General features: G+C 61.8%; 21 protein-coding genes. 10 read left to right on the top strand and 11 right to left on the bottom strand.

Annotation, left to right across the window (positions count from 1 at the left end; all coding sequences use genetic code 11):
- Positions 1-7: 7 nt before the first annotated feature.
- The 3 genes from BA011_RS16950 to BA011_RS16940 form a co-directional block, all read right to left on the bottom strand.
- Complete coding sequence (locus tag BA011_RS16950) at positions 8-937, bottom strand: rhodanese-related sulfurtransferase (RefSeq protein ID WP_065281306.1); 930 nt, start codon at positions 935-937, stop codon at positions 8-10.
- Positions 938-998: 61 nt separating this feature from the next.
- Positions 999-1,907 (bottom strand): CHAD domain-containing protein, encoded by a 909-nt coding sequence (locus BA011_RS16945; RefSeq protein WP_065281305.1) that lies wholly within the window; start codon positions 1,905-1,907, stop codon positions 999-1,001.
- On the bottom strand, positions 1,885-2,373 hold the full coding sequence (locus BA011_RS16940; protein ID WP_065281304.1) for a CYTH domain-containing protein: 489 nt from the start codon (positions 2,371-2,373) through the stop codon (positions 1,885-1,887). Before BA011_RS16940 ends, BA011_RS16945 begins: the two co-directional genes overlap by 23 nt.
- Before the next feature lie 154 nt (positions 2,374-2,527).
- Between BA011_RS16940 and BA011_RS16935 the strand changes: the two genes are divergently transcribed.
- The 4 genes from BA011_RS16935 (at position 2,528) to BA011_RS16920 (ending at position 4,959) form a co-directional block, all read left to right on the top strand.
- Positions 2,528-3,166, top strand: a complete 639-nt coding sequence (locus BA011_RS16935; protein ID WP_003543005.1) for a 2-dehydro-3-deoxy-phosphogluconate aldolase — start codon at positions 2,528-2,530, stop codon at positions 3,164-3,166.
- A gap of 110 nt (positions 3,167-3,276) precedes the next feature.
- Positions 3,277-3,996 carry a tellurite resistance TerB family protein gene (locus BA011_RS16930; RefSeq protein WP_020051681.1) on the top strand — a complete coding sequence of 240 codons (720 nt, stop codon included), beginning with the start codon at positions 3,277-3,279 and terminating at the stop codon, positions 3,994-3,996.
- A gap of 64 nt (positions 3,997-4,060) precedes the next feature.
- A complete protein-coding gene (locus BA011_RS16925) occupies positions 4,061-4,756 on the top strand; it encodes a GNAT family N-acetyltransferase (RefSeq protein WP_065282575.1) in 696 nt (231 codons plus the stop codon).
- On the top strand, positions 4,753-4,959 hold the full coding sequence (locus BA011_RS16920) for a hypothetical protein (protein ID WP_017962148.1): 207 nt from the start codon (positions 4,753-4,755) through the stop codon (positions 4,957-4,959). The genes BA011_RS16925 and BA011_RS16920 overlap by 4 nt, the downstream gene beginning before the upstream one ends.
- Before the next feature lies 1 nt (position 4,960).
- Here BA011_RS16920 and BA011_RS16915 read toward each other — a convergent pair whose 3' ends face one another.
- From BA011_RS16915 to BA011_RS16905, 3 genes are all read right to left on the bottom strand, one after another.
- Positions 4,961-6,037 carry a nickel/cobalt transporter gene (locus tag BA011_RS16915; protein WP_065281303.1) on the bottom strand — a complete coding sequence of 359 codons (1,077 nt, stop codon included), beginning with the start codon at positions 6,035-6,037 and terminating at the stop codon, positions 4,961-4,963.
- Positions 6,031-6,672, bottom strand: coding sequence for a DUF1007 family protein (locus tag BA011_RS16910; RefSeq protein ID WP_065281302.1), 642 nt, complete (start codon positions 6,670-6,672; stop codon positions 6,031-6,033). The genes BA011_RS16915 and BA011_RS16910 overlap by 7 nt, the downstream gene beginning before the upstream one ends.
- Positions 6,673-6,812: 140 nt before the next feature.
- Positions 6,813-7,706 (bottom strand): LysR family transcriptional regulator, encoded by an 894-nt coding sequence (locus tag BA011_RS16905; protein WP_065281301.1) that lies wholly within the window; start codon positions 7,704-7,706, stop codon positions 6,813-6,815.
- 528 nt (positions 7,707-8,234) lie between these two features.
- Here BA011_RS16905 and odc2 point away from each other — a divergent pair.
- From odc2 to BA011_RS16885, 4 genes are all read left to right on the top strand, one after another.
- Entirely contained in the window at positions 8,235-9,368 is a 1,134-nt protein-coding gene (gene odc2, locus BA011_RS16900; RefSeq protein WP_003542992.1) for an ornithine/lysine decarboxylase, read from the top strand.
- 94 nt (positions 9,369-9,462) lie between these two features.
- The gene (locus BA011_RS16895; RefSeq protein ID WP_065281300.1) at positions 9,463-10,053 is read left to right on the top strand and encodes a GNAT family N-acetyltransferase; all 591 of its coding nucleotides are present in this window, start codon (positions 9,463-9,465) and stop codon (positions 10,051-10,053) included.
- Between the two features lie 259 nt (positions 10,054-10,312).
- A complete protein-coding gene (locus tag BA011_RS16890) occupies positions 10,313-11,344 on the top strand; it encodes a serine hydrolase domain-containing protein (RefSeq protein WP_065281299.1) in 1,032 nt (343 codons plus the stop codon).
- 155 nt (positions 11,345-11,499) lie between these two features.
- Positions 11,500-12,657, top strand: a complete 1,158-nt coding sequence (locus BA011_RS16885; RefSeq protein WP_065281298.1) for a GGDEF domain-containing protein — start codon at positions 11,500-11,502, stop codon at positions 12,655-12,657.
- Positions 12,658-12,670: 13 nt separating this feature from the next.
- Here the strand turns inward: BA011_RS16885 and cysE are convergent, their stop codons facing one another.
- From cysE to BA011_RS16860, 5 genes are all read right to left on the bottom strand, one after another.
- A complete protein-coding gene (gene cysE, locus BA011_RS16880; RefSeq protein ID WP_065281297.1) occupies positions 12,671-13,489 on the bottom strand; it encodes a serine O-acetyltransferase in 819 nt (272 codons plus the stop codon).
- A gap of 120 nt (positions 13,490-13,609) precedes the next feature.
- On the bottom strand, positions 13,610-14,107 hold the full coding sequence (locus BA011_RS16875; RefSeq protein ID WP_065281296.1) for a GNAT family N-acetyltransferase: 498 nt from the start codon (positions 14,105-14,107) through the stop codon (positions 13,610-13,612).
- A gap of 15 nt (positions 14,108-14,122) precedes the next feature.
- Positions 14,123-15,112, bottom strand: a complete 990-nt coding sequence (locus BA011_RS16870) for a WD40 repeat domain-containing protein (RefSeq protein WP_065281295.1) — start codon at positions 15,110-15,112, stop codon at positions 14,123-14,125.
- Complete coding sequence (locus BA011_RS16865; RefSeq protein WP_065281294.1) at positions 15,112-16,197, bottom strand: CobW family GTP-binding protein; 1,086 nt, start codon at positions 16,195-16,197, stop codon at positions 15,112-15,114. The genes BA011_RS16870 and BA011_RS16865 overlap by 1 nt, the downstream gene beginning before the upstream one ends.
- Positions 16,198-16,345: 148 nt before the next feature.
- Entirely contained in the window at positions 16,346-17,134 is a 789-nt protein-coding gene (locus BA011_RS16860) for a creatininase family protein (RefSeq protein WP_065281293.1), read from the bottom strand.
- Between the two features lie 85 nt (positions 17,135-17,219).
- On the opposite strand from BA011_RS16860, the gene BA011_RS16855 reads away from it, so the two are divergent.
- Together BA011_RS16855 and BA011_RS16850 are read left to right on the top strand one after the other, a co-directional pair.
- A complete protein-coding gene (locus BA011_RS16855; protein ID WP_025396056.1) occupies positions 17,220-17,732 on the top strand; it encodes a MarR family winged helix-turn-helix transcriptional regulator in 513 nt (170 codons plus the stop codon).
- Positions 17,733-17,851: 119 nt separating this feature from the next.
- Positions 17,852-18,874, top strand: coding sequence for a LacI family DNA-binding transcriptional regulator (locus BA011_RS16850; protein WP_003542973.1), 1,023 nt, complete (start codon positions 17,852-17,854; stop codon positions 18,872-18,874).
- Positions 18,875-18,884: the final 10 nt, after the last annotated feature.

Below are 18,884 nucleotides of genomic sequence, written 5' to 3'. Positions count from 1 at the left end.
TCCTGGCTCAGCTGCCGATATGTCGCTGGCCGCGCTTCTTCGCCAGGGCGATCTGGTGCTGACGCTGACGGTAGCGCAGCCGATCTTCCTCCGTGCGCGTGTGGTAGCAGTGGCTGCAGGAAACGCCTTCCTCGTAAAGCCGCGACGTAATTTCCTCGGCAGTGATCGGGTTGCGGCAGGCGTGGCAGAGCCGGTGTTCGCCTTCCTTCAAACCGTGCTCGACGGAGACGCGCTCGTCGAAGACGAAGCAGGCGCCATCCCAGAGGCTTTCTTCCTGCGGCACTTCCTCCAGATATTTCAGGATGCCGCCCTTCAGATGATAGACCTCGTCGAAGCCCTCAGCCTTCATGAAGGCGGTGGCCTTCTCGCAGCGTATGCCGCCGGTGCAGTACATGGCGACCTTCGGCTTGTTGTGCAGCCCGGGATTCTGACGCACCCATTCCGGAAACTCACGGAAGCTCTTGGTCTTCGGGTCGAGCGCGCCGCGGAAGGTTCCGATCGCCGTCTCGTAGTCGTTGCGTGTGTCGATGACGACGGTGTCGGGATCGGAAATCAGCGCGTTCCAGTCCTTGGCCGCCACATAGGTGCCGACCACCTTGTTGGGGTCGATATCTTCGACGCCCATGGTGACGATTTCCTTCTTCAGCTTCACCTTCATGCGCAGGAAGGGCATTTTCGAGGCGCGGCTTTCCTTGTGCTCCAGGCCCGAAAATTCCGGCTGGGCGCGCAGGAAAGTGAGCACGGCGTGAATGCCGGCATCCGGGCCTGCGATCGTGCCGTTGATGCCTTCATGCGCCAGAAGCAGCGTTCCCTTGACGCCGTTCTGCTCGCAAAGCGTCTGCAGCGGCGCCTGCAGGTCGGCAAAGCGCGGCACGGAAACGAAATGGTAGAGTGCGGCCACGAGGAACGGGCTGGTGTGTGTCAGGCTGTCGGTCATAGGCCGGAAATACAGAAAATCGGCGGGCCGCGCAATTGTCTTCGCCAGTGGCGGCCTTCTCTCAGTTTCCAGCCATCAACCAGAGAAGCTCGATGCGCTGGGCTTCCTCGTCGGCATCATCGGCGAACACCGCTTCGGCTTTGACCAGGGCTTGCCGCCGGTCTTCCTGCTGACGGAAGATGATGATGTCGAGCAGATGCGCCAGGTCGTCATTGCGGGTGAAGAGCTGCGGTTCGGCTTCGACCAGTTCGGAGAGCACGGTGAGATCGTGGATGTGGCCGAGATCCTCGACGAGTTCCTTGGCGGCATCGCGCTTGGCCTTCATCGCGCCCGGCCAGACGTCACGCAAAAGGGCATGGTAGAGCCGATAGGCATAGGTGCGTTTGCGCAGATCGTGGAAATCGTCGGCCGATGCCTCGCCATGGCAAGCCGCAAGCGCAGTCTTGGCCTTCCGCGCCGTGCGGCGCCAGCTCTTTGCCAGCATACGGGCATTCTTGCGGTGGCCGCCATCAAAGGAGATGGCATCCAGGGCGGAGATCGCTTCCTTCAGAACGTCGGAGGTTTCCGCGAGCCGCTGTTCCAGGCCGCTCTCGGCCTGCGCCATCCAGTCACGGCGCCCTTCGAGAATGGTGACGATGCGGCCGAGCGCCTCGCTCTCCTCTTTCCCGCGGGCTGCATGCTGCAGATATTCCGCGGTGCCGATGAGGGCGGCAGCGTCGCGGATCGCCGAAAGCGAGCGTGCGGTATCGCGCAGCCTCGCATTTTCCTGGGCCTGAAAATCCGGCACCTCGCGGGCCACGAGGCGGTAGAGCGAGCGCAGTCGTTTCAGGTTCTTGCGGAAAGAATGGATCGCCTCATGCGCGCCGTCCGGGCGTTCCTCAAGGAAAGTGACGGCGCGTTCCAGCTGCTCTGTCGCGACGCTGCGGAATGCCTTGGTGAAATCGGCGTCAGGCCGAATGCGATAGGCCATGCCTGTCGTGCCCGTATTCTGTGGCAAGGGCCTGATTGGAATAGCGGAAATCGCCGGTCACTTCGCGGCCGAGCCAGGTGGGCAGGGCCGGATCGTCGGTCTCCGCCGTCATTTCCACCTCGGCGATTACCAGTCCGCGATGCTCGCCGGTAAAGACGTCGACTTCCCAGACGAAATCCTCATGCGGAACGCGGTAGCGCGTCTTCTCGATGACGACGCCGATCGCGTTCTGCAACAGCTCTTCGGCATCGGCGATCGGGATGTCGTATTCGAATTCGTCACGGGTGATGGCGCTGCGGCCGATCTTGATCGTCAGTTTCGCCTTCCTGCCGTCGAGGATGCGCACCCGCACGGAGCGGTCGTCCATCGAGGCAATATAACCCTGCCTGAGGACAGACTTCGTCTCGACGGCGGAACGCCATCCATCGCTGCGTACAAGAAACTTCCGCTCGATCTCTTTCGCCATACCGGTGAACCTTTTGTGACGATTGCGGCACGGTAGCCCAATTTCCACGCATTTCATACCCTTCTTGGCATGCGGTCCGGTTTTATCTCGACAAGGTTCCGCGGGGGCGTTATTCGGGGTCCGAATTCAATCGTTTCAAGGAGGTCGCGCGACCATGGGCGAGAAAACAGAGAAGCTCCTTTCCATCCTGAAACTCCAGCCTGTCGTTCCGGTCTTGATCGTCGACGATGCGAAGACGGCGGTGCCGCTGGCCCGTGCGCTCGTCGCGGGCGGCCTGAAGGCGATCGAGATCACCATGCGCACGCCGGCGGCGCTCGAGGCCGTGCGCGCTGTCGCCGCAGAGGTCGAGGGGGCCGAAGTCGGCGCCGGCACTATCCTCAATGTCGCCCATTGGGAAGCCGCCGTCGAGGCCGGTTCGAAGTTCATCGTCAGCCCGGGCACGACGCAGGAGCTGCTCGATGCCGCCGCCGATTCCGACGTGCCGCTGCTTCCGGGCGCTGCGACCGCTAGCGAAGTCATGGCGCTGCGCGAAGAAGGCTATCAGGTGCTGAAATTCTTCCCGGCCGAGCAGGCTGGCGGCGCCGCCTATCTCAAGGCGCTGTCCTCGCCGCTTGCCGGCACGCTGTTTTGCCCGACCGGCGGTATTTCGCTGAAGAATGCCAATGATTATCTCTCGCTGCCGAACGTCATTTGCGTCGGCGGCTCGTGGGTGGCGCCAAAGGAACTGGTCGCGGCCGGCGACTGGGCCGGCATTACCAAGCTCGCGGCAGAGGCGGCGGCGCTGAAGGCCTGAGTTTCGGCAAGGGCGGGTGAGCCTCACGGCTCAATCCCGCTTCCCAAGTTTGTATTTCAGCCGTCGCAAACCTATGTTCTCCTCCAGCTTCAACAGGGAGATGACGAGGAATGTTCGACGCAAAAAAGCTTCTCGACCAGTTCTTGGGTTCGCAGGTGCCGGGTCTCGGCGGCTCGGTCCGCGACAGGGCGGGTGATGCCGTTCAGACGGCCAGGAACAATCCGATGAAGACCGGCGCCATTGCTGCCGCGCTCCTCGGCACCAAGACCGGCCGCAGTATTGCCGGCAATGCACTGGCGATCGGCGGTCTTGCCGCGATTGCCGGCCTCGGTTACCAAGCCTACAAGAATTATCAGGCCGGGCAGGCCCCCGCTGCCCCTTCCGATGCACCGTCGGCCAACAATCCGGTGCTCCTGCCGCCGCCCGCCGAATCCGGTTTCGGGCCGACGTCGCCTGCCGGCAGCAATGAGTTCGCCCTGGTGCTGATCCGCGCGATGATTGCCGCCGCCAAGGCCGACGGCCATATCGACGATGCCGAACGCGCCCTCATCATGGAGAAGGTCAAGGCCGCCGATGTCAGCGGCGAGGCTGCGGCCTTCATCGAGCATGAACTCGCCTCGCCGACGGATATCGATGCGCTCGTGGCCGCCGCGGTGACGGAAGAACAGCGCGTCGAGCTCTACACCGCCTCGCGGCTCACCATCGAGCCGGATTCACGCGCCGAGCGCGGTTATCTCGACCTGCTCGCAGGCCGCCTCGGCCTCGCCGACCAGCTGGTCGACCATATCGAGGCGACGGTGTCGTCCGCCAAGGTGACCTTGTCGCAGTGACATCTAGGCCGGTTGCCTTTGTCGGGCGGCTGGCCTATCCACTCTTCCGAAAAGGGGAGTGAAGATGCGCGATCTTGCAAATTTCAAGGGCTGCCCGGCGCCGAAGCCGGTGACGCTGAAGGGCCGTTTCGTCACGGTAGAACCCTATCGGCGCGCGGAACATCTCGAGGTGCTGTGGGACGGGCTCGGCGGCATGGGCATCAACCCGCTGCTTCTCTATTTTGCCCAGGACGATTTCTCCGATATCGACGATTTCGCCAACTGGCTGGAAACCGTCAATACCAAGTCCGGCTGGCTGACCCATATCTTCCGCGACAACGCCACCGGCAAGATTGTCGGCATGGCGAACTATATGCGCGCCGACCCGGCGAACGGCGTCGTCGAGATCGGCGGGGTGGCGCACGGGGCCGAGATGAAGCGTTCGCCGCTGTCGACCGAGGCGCATTATCTGATGGCCAAGCACGTCTTCGAGGAGCTCGGCTACCGCCGCTACGAATGGAAATGCGACAATAAGAACGAGGCGAGCAAGACGACGGCGGCGCGTTACGGCTTCAGCTTCGAAGGGGTCTTCCGCCAGCACATGATCTCCAAGCATCGCAACCGCGACACCGCCTGGTTCTCGATGATCGATGCCGAATGGCCGGTGATCAACGATGCCTTCGAAGCATGGCTTTCCCCCGGGAATTTCGACGCCGAGGGCAACCAGATCCGCCGCCTGCAGGATATCCGCGCCGATCTCGAAAAGGAAAGGCTCGTATGAGCCCGGAAAGCCGCTCGCAGGCGACCGCCGCCGGCATCATCCTGCTTAGCGCTGCCCTCGTCATCTATTTCCTGCCGACCATCGTGCTCTGGATCGGCAATTTCTCGCCGACGTTGGCGATCGTCGTCGGCGTCTGCCTGATCATGGCGTTTTTCGCTGTCTTCTGGTTGCGGGCGCGTTACCAGCGCAGCCGGGGAAAGTAGCCTATCCCTGCAGCGAGGCCCCAAGCAGCAGGGCGCCCATCAGCATGACGAGCACGGCGCCGAGGATTTCGATGGCATTGCCGACCCAGATCGAGGCGGGCGAGCCGCGTCCGGAGAGGCGGACGGCCGCGCTCTTGGCAGTGACGGCAAGTGTGGCAAGCAGGGAAACGGTAATCGCCGTGCCGAGCGACATGGCGACGACCGACAGCACGCCGCCGAGATAGAGCCCATTCAGCAGTGAGAAGGTCATGACCAGCAAGGCACCGGAACAGGGACGCAGACCGACGGCAACGATCGCCGACCAGGCCTCGCGGACGCTGAACTTATCGGCGCCGAGCAGGGCCGGGTCGGGCACATGGGCATTGCCGCAGGTCTCGCAGGCCATGCCGGGAACAAAGGTGTGGCCGGCTTCGACAGCCTGCGCCTTGCCGTTGAAGGCATAGGCCTGGCGTTCGGCTGCATTATCTTTCCAGTCGAGCATCATGCTGACCGGGCCGACAGGCGTCGCCATCAGCCGGCGCCGTGGCATATTGCCGGCTATCGAGCGCAGTTTTCGAAACAGCAGCCAGCCGCCGAACAGAATGACCATGACGAAGCTTGCGATCTCCATTGCGTGGGTCGCCTCCGTCAGCGTGATGCCGGTGCCGCGCAACACCAGCCAGGCGCCGCCGACCAGCGCCACCGCCATCACGCCCTGGACGAAGGCCGAAATGAAGGAAATCACCACGCCGCGCTTCAGCTCGACCTCGTTGGCGATCATGTAGGAGGAGATGACCGCCTTGCCGTGGCCTGGGCCGGCGGCATGGAAGACGCCGTAGGCGAAGGACAGGCCGATCAGCGATGCCAGCTGCCACGGGTCTTGGCGCATCGCCTTCAAGGCGCCGGTCAACGCCCGATAGAAGGCCTGCTGCTCATAGTTCACATAGAGCAAAAGCGGTGCGAACGGCCCGCCGGTCGGCTGGAAGCTCGGCTCCGCCGTGCCGATACCGAGCGGAGATTGCGCATGGGCCAGACTTGCCGCCGCCAGGAGCGCAAGGACGACAGCGGAAAAAATGAGGGGCAGGCGTTTTGTCAGCATGTGACCTCCAGCCGGGTGGCGAAGAGTTTGGACATGTTGGTGCCGGTGGGATCGTTAAAGAAGGCGTCCGTCAGCGACTGTTTGTTTTCCGATATCACCTGGTCGGCATCGGGCCGCACCACCTGATGTTTGCAGGCCTTGAAGCCGTCTCCGACGATCGCAAGCTCACCGTCCGTGGGAAAGTCGATCGAGGTATAGAGCGTCGGGTCATAGACGCCGAAGCTGAGCCTGCCCTTGAGTGGCATCTTCTCCACCGGCTTCACCGCAAAGAACATCAGCAGTTGACCTTCCTTGTAGTCGACATGGATGATGTCAGGCTTCTGGACGGTGATGTTCTTCCCGTTGATCGTCAGGTTCATGTAGTAATCGTAGTCGGCAAGCGACTGCTTCACCGTCTTTCCGACCTCCGCGAGCTCGTTCGGCTCCAGCTTCAGGTCGGTGTTCTTGTCGAAATCCATGACGACGGAGGACGAAAAGACCTCGTCGAAGCGCCAGACATTGCGCAGCTCCTCGACACTGCCGTCCTTGCCGGCCACGACTTCGAGGCGCGCTTCCACGAAGATGTGCGGATGGGCAAAGGCGGCGGCCGGCGCCAGCGAAAGAAGCGCCGCCATCAGTATCGTTGAATGTTTCATCTATTCCGCTGCTCTGTTCGGTGACCCTGACTTCTTGCCAGAAATTGGGACGGAATTGGGACGGGCTTCACTGGCGGATCCCCGATCGTCGCCGTCCGATCGTCTGAGCCATGTGGATCAACATGGAACCTGTTGTCGCATCATGGGTGCTTCTTGAACCAGTTGTGCAGGTAATCGACGAAAATCCTCACCTTGGCCGGCAGGTAGCGCCGGTGCGGGTAGACGGCATAGATGCCGCGGTCGGTGGGAATGTAATCGTTGAATAGGGTCACCAGCTCGCCGCTCTCGATTGGCTTGCGGGCGATGAAATCCGGGATGAAGGCTACGCCGATGCCGGCCAGTGCTGCGCGTAATGTCGCATGCGGGCTGTTCACCTCTATCGGTCCGGAAACGGCGACGGCGAACGAGGTGTTGTCAGGATTGTGGAAGCGGATGCTCGCCTGGGTGCGCGCATTGGTATCGACGATGAAGGGGACGTTGGAAAGGGCCGTCGGGTGATCGAGATCGGGATAGCGCTCGAGAAATTCAGGGGTGGCGCAGATATGGATGCGGAAATCCGAGATCTTGCGGGCGATCATGCCGGAATCCTCGAGCTTGGTGATGCGGATCGCCACGTCGAAGCCTTCCTCGATCAGATCGACGAACCGGTCGTCGGCGGCGATCTCCAGCGAAAGGTCCGGGTTCTCCTTGGCGAAATCGATCAGCGACTGGCCGACATCGGCATCGACGAAGGTGCGGGGCACCGAGATGCGCAGCCGTCCCTTGAGCTGCGCATTGTTCTCACGCACGAGATCGGCGAGGTTGTCGATCTCCTTCAGGATATCGGAGGCGGTGCGGTAATAGGTATGGCCGGCCTCGGTCATCGAGAACTGACGGGTGGTGCGGTTGAGCAGCAGCGCACCGAGCTCGTCCTCCAACTCGCGCACATATTTGGAGAGCAGCGCCTTGGAGCGACCGGTGCGCCGTGCCGCGGCGGAGAAGCCTTCAGCCTCGACGACATCGATGAAGGCGCGTATGCGGGTCAAGGTATCCATGGCACCCCTCAGGCTGTTTCGGAATGTTGAACAAATTGGCTCGTCTTGTTCAATAATTTTTTTAGCCCCAAGATCAAAAAATCGCTTGATTATGAAGGCGAATATTCTTATTTCCCACTCAGCCCAAAGTCGCACGTGCCCATGGGTGTCCGCCGAACCCTCGAATTGGTGAGGAAATCGGTAAGGTACCTGGAATTAACCCCTCCAGTCGCTATTCCGGCCAACCGGAAAATGCGAGGACGCCTGAAGCAACGACGGTGCGGGCCTTTTTGTTCTCTCCCTGCTTTCCATCAGCGGGGGTTACTGAAGAGGCACACCATCATTGCCGGAAGTGCGGTTGGGATTCTCCCTCCAATCCATGGCAGACAAAGCCGAACTTACACCGCATCGCGGCGTTGGTTCACTATCTGCGCATCGAGCGCTTGCTATGGTTCCGGGGTCTCCACCGGCTGGTTCCAATGCGAGCTATCGTATGCCCTTTGTCCTCCGGTTCATGCCGGAGCTCTGGAATTGGAAGAGGGAATCGATATGACCACCCAGCGCATCCGCGACTTTCTCGCAACCCGACGTCCCGATGGTCCCTGCCTCGTGGTTGACCTCGACGTCGTTCGCGACAATTTCCACGCCTTCCGTCACGCCATGCCGGACAGCGCCATCTATTACGCCGTCAAGGCCAACCCGGCTCCCGAAGTGCTGAAGCTGCTTGCAGGCCTCGGCTCCAATTTCGATTGCGCATCCGTTGCCGAAATCGAAATGGCGCTCGAAGCCGGTGCGACCGCCGCCCGCATCTCCTATGGCAACACGATCAAGAAGGAACGTGACGTTGCCCGCGCGCATGCGCTCGGCGTCAGCCTCTTTGCCGTCGATAGCCACGAGGAAGTCGAGAAGATTTCGCGCGCCGCTCCCGGCGCCCGTGTCTTCTGCCGCGTGCTCACGGATGGCGAAGGCGCCGAATGGCCGCTGTCGCGCAAGTTCGGCTGCGTTCCGCAGATGGCTGTCGACGTTCTCGTCTACGCCCATCAGCTTGGCCTGCAGTCCTATGGCGTATCGTTCCATGTCGGTTCGCAGATGACCAAGGTCGATGCCTGGGATTCGGCGCTCGCCGATGCCAAGCGCGTCTTCGTATCGCTTGCCAAGCAGGGCATCCACCTGCAGATGGTCAACATGGGCGGCGGCTTCCCGACTAAGTACCTGCGTGACGTTCCGTCCGCAGAAGCTTACGGCAAGTCGATCTACCAGGCGCTGCGCACGCATTTCGGCAACCAGATCCCGCAGACGATCATCGAGCCGGGCCGCGGCATGGTCGGCAATGCCGGTGTCATCAAGGCGGAAGTCGTTCTGATTTCGAAGAAGTCGGACAATGACGATGCCCGCTGGGTCTTCCTCGACATCGGCAAGTTCGGCGGTCTCGCCGAGACGATGGATGAAGCCATCCGCTATCCGATCCGTACGGAACACGACGGCGACGAGATGGAGCCCTGTGTCATTGCCGGTCCGACCTGCGATTCGGCCGACGTGCTCTACGAGAAGAACCTCTATCCGCTGCCGATCTCCCTTTCGATCGGCGACGAGGTCCTGATCGAAGGCACCGGCGCCTATACGACGACCTATTCGGCGGTCGCTTTCAACGGTTTCGACCCGTTGAAGGCCTACGTCATCTAAGGTCGTTTCCGCCGGCCCCGTAACCAGCCGGGGCGGCAATTTCACAATTTTCCTTCATCGCCGCTGATAACGGTATTGGGTACGGGAGGCCAAGATGGCCGCTGTTCTTGATTCTGTCCGCGCATTCTTTGCGCCTACCACTTTCGTCATCGACGCCGAAAATCCCTCGGATGTCGTTGCGCGTGAAAATCTGCTCGACCGCGTCATGGGCCCGGGTCGCCGCAAGAAGTCGTCGGAGAAGATCCGCCGCAACCGCGTTCCGGCCGAGGGTCTTGCGCTCGTTGCGCGCGATCGCGACGGCCGTCTCATCGGTACGGTGCGGCTCTGGAGCATCGAGGCCGGCGTCAATGACGAAGGCACGCCGATCAATGCGCTGCTGCTCGGGCCGCTCGCTGTTGCCTCGCAGCATGGCGGCAAGGGCATTGGTGCGGCGCTGATGCGCGCGGCGATCCTCGAAGCGAAGAATCGCGGGCATGGGGCCGTCCTGCTCGTCGGCGATGCTGCCTATTACGAACGTTTCGGCTTCTTTGCCGAAAAGGCTCGCCATCTCGTCATGCCAGGTCCGTTCGAACGCTCGCGCTTTCTGGCGCTCGAGCTCACGGAAGGTTGGCTTGACGGCGCGGCCGGCATGATCGTCCCCTCGGGACGCATGCTGACCGGTGCGCCGGTTCGCCGCCCAGCCTAGCGCATCGGCCCGAAAAGACGCGCGGAGCCGTAAGGCTACGCCGACCGGCCGCCAGGTTGGGAATTTTTCCCCCGGCCGGTAAATATCCGCGCCGTTTGACTACCCAGGCTGGCGGGCCTGGTGTGGTTGCGGCGCGGATTGTCTTTCTGGCGGGTGAAGCGGCGCGGTCGTTAGCTCCCCCACGCACGCGGAAACACAATCGCGTGAGATGGGTCGTCGGCCCGCGAACATATCGCGGCGATATCCTATCTTGCGTCGCATGATCCGCCTTCTTTTTTCCCTGCTGCTTTTCTTCTGCCTGCCGCTTGCTGCAACGGGGCCGGCGACTGCCCAGAGCACAGCTTCCGGCGTCGGCGGGCTTGGTCCGCGTCTCGATCGCGCGGCGAGCGACCCCGCGATGAGACCTCTCAAGACGGTGATTGTCGCTCGCGACGGGCGCGTGCTCAGCGAACGTGGCTTCCATGGTCATTCGCCCTCGGAATCGACCAATATCAAATCCGCTTCGAAGTCGATCATTTCGGCGTTGATCGGTATCGCCATCAACAAAGGGCTGCTGACGGGGCCGGACCAGAAGATCGCGCCGATCCTGAAGGCCGATCTCCCTGTAATGCCAGACCCGCGCATCAACGACATCACCATCGGCAATCTTCTCTCTATGCAGGCTGGGCTCGATCGCATGTCGGGGGCGAACTACGGCCGCTGGGTCTCCTCGCGTAACTGGGTGCGCTTTGCGCTGTCGCAGCCTTTCGTCGATCAGCCCGGTGGCGAGATGCTCTATTCCACCGCATCCACGCATCTGCTTTCGGCCATTCTCACCAAGGTCGGCCGGCGGCCGACGCTGGTGTTGGCGCGCGAATGGCTGGGTCCTGTCGAAGGTTTCCGAATTGGCGCATGGGAGCGCGATCCGCAGGGCATCTATCTCGGCGGCAATCAGATGGCGATGAGCGCGCGGTCCCTGCTTGCCTTCGGCGAACTCTACCGCAACGGCGGCAAGACCGCCAACGGCCGCCAGATCGTCCCTGCCGACTGGATTGCCCAGTCGTGGCAGCAGCGCACCAACTCGCGTTTCTCTGGCGATGAATATGGCTATGGCTGGTTCACGCGGCAGATCGGCGGCGAGCAGGTGCATTTCGCCTGGGGATATGGCGGGCAGATGCTCTACATCGTGCCGTCGCTCGATCTCACCGTCGTCATGACCTCGGAAGAGAGCGGTCCGTCTGCCCGAAGCGGCTACAGGGACTTGCTGCACGGTCTGTTGGCGGACATCATCGGCTCGGTGCGTGCCGCCTGACGACAGGGCCGCGCGTCTTTCAGACGCGCCAAGGGTGCTGTAGGACTTTGAATTATGCAGCGGCGAAAAACGCCGATCGTTAAATTTTTAGCGAAGGCTCCAATCAAACCGCAAAACGCTTCCTGTAAGTTCCGCGAGAATTTCGGAAAAGCGCCATGCTGCTGGATCTCAGGACAATCTATTTCATTGTTGCCGTGAGCTGTTTCGTGCTGGGCATCCTCCAGCTTGCAGCCTATGCGACGGGTCGCTTCGAGAGATGGCCGCTGTGGTGGGGCTTGAGCAACCTTCTTGTCGGTGTCGGCTCGTTTCTCGTCGCGCTGCGCAATCTCGTTCCCTACTCGGTCTCGGTCGACGGCGGCAATATCGTCACCATCGCCGGCTACATGCTGATGTTCTTTGCCGTGCGCGTGTTTTCGGGACGAGCGCTCGACCAGCGCACTTTCTGGCTTGCCATCTTGCTCGTCAGCGTTCCTGTCGTCCTCATCGTCAGCGATCCATCGGCAGTCTCGGCCAGGCTCCTCTACGTCTCCGTCATCTGCTGCCTCTGCGATCTTGCCGTTGCAAGGGAGGCGATCAGCATTGTCCGGCGCGAGAGGCTTTATTCGGCAGCCTTGCTTGTCGGCCTCTACGCCTGCACTGCCGCGATCTTTGCGGTTCGCAGCATTCTCGCGGCGACCGGTGAGATCGGCGGGCCGGATCCCTTCGGCGGCAGTGCAATTCACAGCTGGATGGCGGTATCGGCGGTCGCCTTCATCATGCTGCGCAGCATGGCCATGGTGCTGATGGCCGCCGAGCGCAGCCGAAATCAGCTGACTGAGCTCGCTCACCACGATCCGCTGACCGGCGCGCTCAATCGCGGCGGCCTTGCCCAGCATCTGCCCGCCCTCGGCTCCCGGCCGGTATCGCTGCTGATCATCGATATCGACCATTTCAAGCAATTGAACGACAGGCATGGCCATGCCGCCGGTGACGACATCCTGCGGCTTTTCGCCAGTGTTTCGAGGGGCATCATGCGCTCGGACGATCTGCTTGCCCGTCAAGGTGGGGATGAATTCCTGGCGGTGCTGAAAAATACTTCCCGGGAGGAGGCGATGGCGATTGCCGAGCGCATCCGTCTCGGCTTCGCCGCTGCCGTCATGCAGCGGCCGGATCTGGCCGTCTTTCCAACGCTGAGCATCGGCGTTGCCGCGCGCGCGGAAAGCGGCGGAGATTTTGAACGGTTGATGCAGAAGGCCGATGAGGCGCTCTACCGTTCGAAGCGCGAAGGCCGCAACCGGGTCGAAGCCTTCGGGGAGAATCAGCAGGCCGCGTAGGAACGGGGCGACCCTAGATATTCTGGTCCATCGTCTCGGCCGGAATTTCGTCGGCGCGGTGGATGCGCACGACCGTTGCCGGCACGCCGGCAACCGTGCAATGCGTGGGAACCGATTTGAGCACGACGCTGCCGGCGGCGACTTTGCTGAAGTCGCCGATTTCGATATTGCCGAGGATCTTGGCGCCCGCGCCGATCATCACGCCGTGGCGGATCTTCGGGTGGCGGTCGCCGGTCTCCTTGCCGGTGCCGCCGAGCGTGACGTTCTGCAGGATAGACACTTCATCCTCGATGACAGCCGTTTCGCCGATGACGATGCCCGAACCGTGGTCGAGCATGATGGATGCGCCGATCCGTGCCGCCGGATGGATATCCGGGCCGAAGACCAGCGAAACGAGATTGGCGAGCCAACTGGCGATCTCCGGACGGCCGGCGATCCAGAGCGCATGGGCGATGCGATGCGTCTCAAGCGCATGAAAGCCCTTCAGATTGAGAAGCGCGTGCAGAAATGTCGTGCAGGCCGGATCGCGCTCGCGCACGGCGATGAGATCGGCCTCGACCTTCCGCATGATATCGTCATCAAGTGTGGACAGGATGAGATCGAACAGATCACCCGTTTCCACCTGCGCTACGGAGAGCCGCGCCGCCAGCACGCGGGCGATGATCTCATCGTTGTTGGCAGTGTCCGTTACCTGAGCGGCAAGCAGCTGCCGCAATATCGGCTCGCGCGCGGCGAACTCGGCCGCCTCGGCGCGGATCACAGTCCAGACGGATGCGTCGGCCAAAGGCTGCGGCTGTTGCCCGGCTAAACCGAGGCGGGTCGATTTCGACATTTCCGTTTCCTCTGTCAGCCACGGCAGCGCAAAGCGCTTCCTGCTCGTGGTTCACGTTTCGCCCGGGCACGGCGTTTGGCAAGCCCCGATATCCTACGGACTTGAGTCCGATAGCGTATTCTAACCACCGGATGGCTGCGGGCGAGGAGTCAGCTCCGGAAGCCGGCGCCAATGATGGAGCACATCAGGCTCCCGCTCTTCGTTGTCGGCGCCATCGGTCTCCTTTTCAGCGGTAAAACCATGCCGTTCGTAGAAAGCACGAGCGCCTGCATTACGCTTAAACGTCCAGAGCCTCATCTCGTTCATCTCCTCCTTGGCGCAGCCGAGGAGTGAAGAGCCGATGCCCATGCCCTGGAAACCGGGGAGAACGTAAAGCTGCTCTACCCAGTTGTCGCCATAGGCGATGACACCGACGAGCCGGTTGCCCATGGCAGCGCCGAGGATGGAGCAATTCGGCAGCAGATGCATGCGCCAATACTGCTCTTCCTCCTCGGGCGTATGCACATCCGGCAGCCAGGGCAGCCGCTGCCACAGGGAAGCACGTCTGATTGCGGCCGCGGCTTGCATGTGATCGGCGGTGAGCGCCATGATTTCGGGTTCCGTCAGGGCGTCGTCCATTACCGGCAACGGGCCTCAAGCCGAAATATCGATGACACCACAATCGCCAGCTTCCGAGCCGAAGGCGAGCAACTTGCCGTTTTTGCTCCAGCTCATCGCTGTGATCGCACCCTTGCCGGGCCGGCGCAGCAGGGCTTCCTTGCTGTCGGCGATGCGCACGGCCAGGATCATGCCGTCGATGAAGCCGATGGCGAGGATGTCCTCGAGCGGATGGAATTTCACCGCGGTTGCCATGATATTTGCGCGGGTGCCGAGCTCCAGCGGCGCCTTGCCCATCGGCCCGTCCTTGCCCTGGAAGGGCCAGACGATTGCCGCAGGCGCGCCCGAAGACGCGAGCCACTTGCCCTTGACCGACCAGGAGAGCGATTTCACCTTGGAAGGGTAGCCGGTCATGCGCATGTGGCGGGCTTCGGTGCCGGGCTTGATGTCGAGCTTCCAGCCGTGCAATGCGTTTTCCTGCATCGAGGTGACGAGGAAATTACCATCAGGCGAGAAGGTGACGCCGGTATGCGCACCCTTCCATTCAAGATCGATCGGCTTGGCATTCATGCCGATCCAGTGCAGCGACACACCGTTGTAGCGCGCCGCGGCGATGCGCAGGCCTTTCGGTGCAAAGGCAAGACCTTCGACGGTGCGCTCTTCGGGGAATTCCTTGGTCGTGCCGTCGGCAAGGCGCACGAGCGAACTCTTGCCGTAGGAATAGGCAACGGCGCCCTGCGGGCCGGCTGCCACCTGCGAAATCCACTTGCGCGGCGCGGTCGCGATTTCGCTGACGCTGCCGTCGGCGGCAATGCGCAGCACCTTGCCGTCCTCGCCGCCCGAAATCAGGCTCTCGCTGTAGGGATCGCGGATGGCGGTGAGCATGCCCTGGTGGGCTTCAGAAACCCTGTCGCCGCCGTCCAGCCGGTGGAATGTACCGTTTGCGCTTGCGAAGAAGGGAACATCACCTAAAAATTCGACGGCCAGAACGTGGCCGTCGAGATCAAGCGGTGCAACTGTCGGCATCAGGCGGCTGCCTCGCAGGCCTTGAAGGAGGATTCGAGCTTCTCGCGGTCGAGTTCGCGGCCGATGAAGACGAGACGGCTCTCGTGCTTTTCGCCTTCCTTCCACGGCCGCTGGTGATCACCCTCAATGATCATATGCACACCCTGAACGACGTAACGCTCGGGATCGTCCTTGAAGGCGATAATGCCCTTGAGACGCAGAATATTCGGCCCCTGCGTCTGGGTGATCTTCTGGATCCAGGGGAAGAAACGCTCCGGGTTCATCTGACCGCCGCGCAGCGACACCGACTGCACCGTCACATCGTGGATCGCCGACATCGCGCCATGGTTATGGGCGCCATGGTTATGGGCGCCATGGTGATGATGGTCGTGGCCGTGATGGTCGTGATCGCAATCGGGGCCGCAGACGTGGTCGTCATGGCCGTGCTCCAGGAAATGCGGATCGTTTTCGAGCGCGCGCTCCAGGTTGAAGGCGCCCTGATCGAGCACGCGGGCGAGGTCGACGCCAGAGCGGCTGGTCTTGTAGACGCGGGCGGCCGGGTTGATGGCGCGGACGATATCCTCGATCACATCAAGTTCTTCCGAGGTCACCAGGTCGGTCTTGTTGATGATGACGACGTCGGCGAAGGCGATCTGGTCTTCGGCCTCGCGGCTGTCCTTCAGGCGCAGCGGCAGGTGCTTGGCATCGACAAGGGCGACGACGGCGTCGAGCTCGGTCTTGGCGCGCACATCGTCATCCATGAAGAAGGTCTGGGCGACCGGCACCGGATCGGCAAGGCCGGTCGTCTCGACGATGATGCCGTCGAAGCGGCCGGGGCGGCGCATCAGGCCTTCGACAACGCGGATCAGGTCGCCGCGCACCGTGCAACAGACGCAGCCATTGTTCATCTCGTAGATTTCCTCGTCCGACTCGACGATCAGGTCGTTGTCGATGCCGATTTCGCCGAATTCATTGACGATGACCGCATATTTCTTGCCGTGATTTTCGGAGAGGATGCGGTTGAGCAGCGTCGTCTTGCCGGCGCCGAGATAACCGGTGAGCACGGTAACGGGAATGGGCTTATGGGTGGAGATCGCGTCGGTCATGAGAACCTCTAGGATTAGGCGTGCGGCCGAGCGGCTTGGGATCGGCTGCTTGAACGGTTGGTCTCATATAATGGCTTGAGCGTGGCAGTTCAAAGGGTTTTATAATGTTATAAGATCACATCATCTGGCCGGTGCAGATGACCCATATTCACCTGAGTTGCGCCACATCGAATGCATCGACATCGCTCAGCAATTCCACCAGTCCTTTTACCGCATGGGCAATCAGCGCCTCGCCTTTCTTTGCCGTCGCAGCTGCGGCATTGCCCGCCACGCCTTCGGCATTGAGGTCCGACATCTTCCAGCCGAAGGCGTGCGGCCCGTAGGCGCGCAGATGTTTGAAGCGCTCGGCAAATTCCGTCTGTCGCGAAGAAAAGTCCGCCGCCTTCGCCATATCCACCTTGTCGGGATGAAGCGCCAGCATCACCGAGGTCTCGATATCGCCGCCGTGGATGCCGATCGCCTTTTCCTCCGGCGTGATCACGCCATCCGGCACGCCGAAACGGGTCCAGCTCGTCGCCACCGCCAGCATGGCAAAGCGGACCCGCGCCTCGGTTGCGACGATTGATATGACGGAAGAATTGCCGCCATGGGCGTTCAGCATCACGAATTTGCGGATGCCCTGCTTTGCAAGCCCCTCGGCGATGCCGAGCCAGCGGTTTACCGCTTCGTCGAAGGCAAGCATCTTCGTTCCTTCAACATCCATATGCTCTATGGAATAGCCGACAGATTCGGCGGGCAGGAAGGTGACCGGCAGGCCGGCGGGCAAGGCCATCTTCAATCGCCCGGCGATGCCTTCGGCAATCAGGGTGTCGGTTTCGAAGGGCAGGTGAGGGCCGTGCTGCTCATGGGCGCCAAGCGGCAACACGGCGATCAGATGGCGCCCGTCAGGCGCAAAGGCCGGGTTGCTGACCTCGAAGCGCGGCGAAGGTGTCATCATCCGGTCGTTGCCTCTTGTTTATGACGAGATCCTGAGCAATGTCATATCGCAGCGGCGTCGGGGCTTAAAGATCAAAGGGATGGCTATGGGAAAGAAGCACAAGGACGGCAAAAAGAACAAGTCCAAGAAGAAGGACCAGACCGAGTATACGCTCGTCGATCTCTCTCCGGCGCTCACCCAGGCGGCGCGTTCCATGCGGACGGTGCTCTCGCGTAACCTGCTCGAAAGCGGTCTCTATGCCGGCCAGGACGGCGTCATTCTCTCGCTTGCCGAGAGCGACGGCATGACGGCAGGCGGTCTTGCCCAGAAGCTCGGCGTCAAAGCGCCGACGATGACGCGCACCATCGGCCGCATGGAGGCGCAGGGCTTTCTCGAGCGCAAGCCCGATGCGGAAGATGCGCGCCTCACCAAGGTCTATCTCACCGAACTCGGCCGCGGCAGCGTTCAGGGGATCGAGATGGCGGCCTCGGCCTGCGACAGGCTGGCGACGCAGGAGTTCTCCGAGAAGGAAATTCGCAATCTCGTCCGCTTGCTGAAGGCGATCGATGCCAATCTGCAGGCCGAAGCCATTCATATCGAAGAACCGGACGAAGACTGAAATTTCCCCGAAAGACGAATTGCTTCCATCGATTAAATCTTTTAATTAAACATTTTAAGGGCCGCGCCGGTTTGACGGCGGGGTCTTGGCTGTCTTACGTGCTGCCTGGAGGAGGACACGTGGTCCAGAAGATCAAGCTTTCGACAATCGCCGAAACGCTCGGCATTTCAACGGCGACCGTATCGCTTGCCTTACGCGACAGTCCGCTCGTCGCCGGCAATACCCGGGAGAAGATCAAGGAACAGGCGCGCGCGCTCGGTTATATCTACAATCGCCGTGCCGCCAGCCTTCGGACTTCCCGCTCCGGCATCATCGGCGTCGTCGTGCACGACATCATGAACCCCTTCTACGGGGAGATCCTGAAGGCGATCGAAAGCGAGCTCGATCGTAGCCGCCACACCTTCATTCTTTCCAATCATTACGACAATGTCGAAAAGCAGCGCACCTTTATCGAGACGCTGCTGCAGCTCGGCGGCGACGGCGTCATCATGTCGCCGGCGATCGGTACGCCGCCGGAGGACGTGCAACTGGCGGAAGACAACGGCATGCCGGCGATTCTGGTCGCCCGCTCGATGGAAGGGCAGGACCTGCCGACCTATCGCGGCGACGACAGCTACGGTATCTCGCTTGCCACCAACCACCTGATCGGCCTCGGTCATCGCTCGATCGCCATGATCGGCGGCACGGACCAGACATCCACCGGCCGCGATCGCTACCAGGGCTATGTCAATTCGCTCCGCAAGGCCGGCATCGAGGTCGATCCGAACCTGCGCATTCCCGGTCCGCGCTCGAAACAGGGCGGTTTCGAGGCTGCAGTGCATTTCCTTTCGCTGCCGCAGAAGCCGACCGCAGCCGTCTGCTGGAACGATCTCGTGGCGATCGGCCTGATGAACGGCATTGCGCGCGCCGGCCTGGTGCCGGGACGCGATATTTCCGTCACCGGCTACGACGATCTCGAGGAGGCCTCGATCGCTACGCCTGCGCTAACGACGGTCTGGAACGGTCAGGCCGAGGTCGGGCGCCTGGCCGCCCGGGCGCTGCTCGATCGCCTTGCCGGCAGCCATGAGCCTGACGGCATGCATCTGATCAAGCCGGAAATGCGCATTCGCCAGTCCACCAGTCCCCATCGGCCGCGCGCCTGAACCAAGACCA

It is taken from the genome of Rhizobium leguminosarum (genome assembly GCF_001679785.1).
Taxonomy (GTDB): Bacteria; Pseudomonadota; Alphaproteobacteria; order Rhizobiales; family Rhizobiaceae; genus Rhizobium; species Rhizobium leguminosarum_R.
The sequence above is the reverse complement of the archived record's forward strand: the minus strand, read 5'-3'. Positions and strand labels throughout refer to the sequence as shown.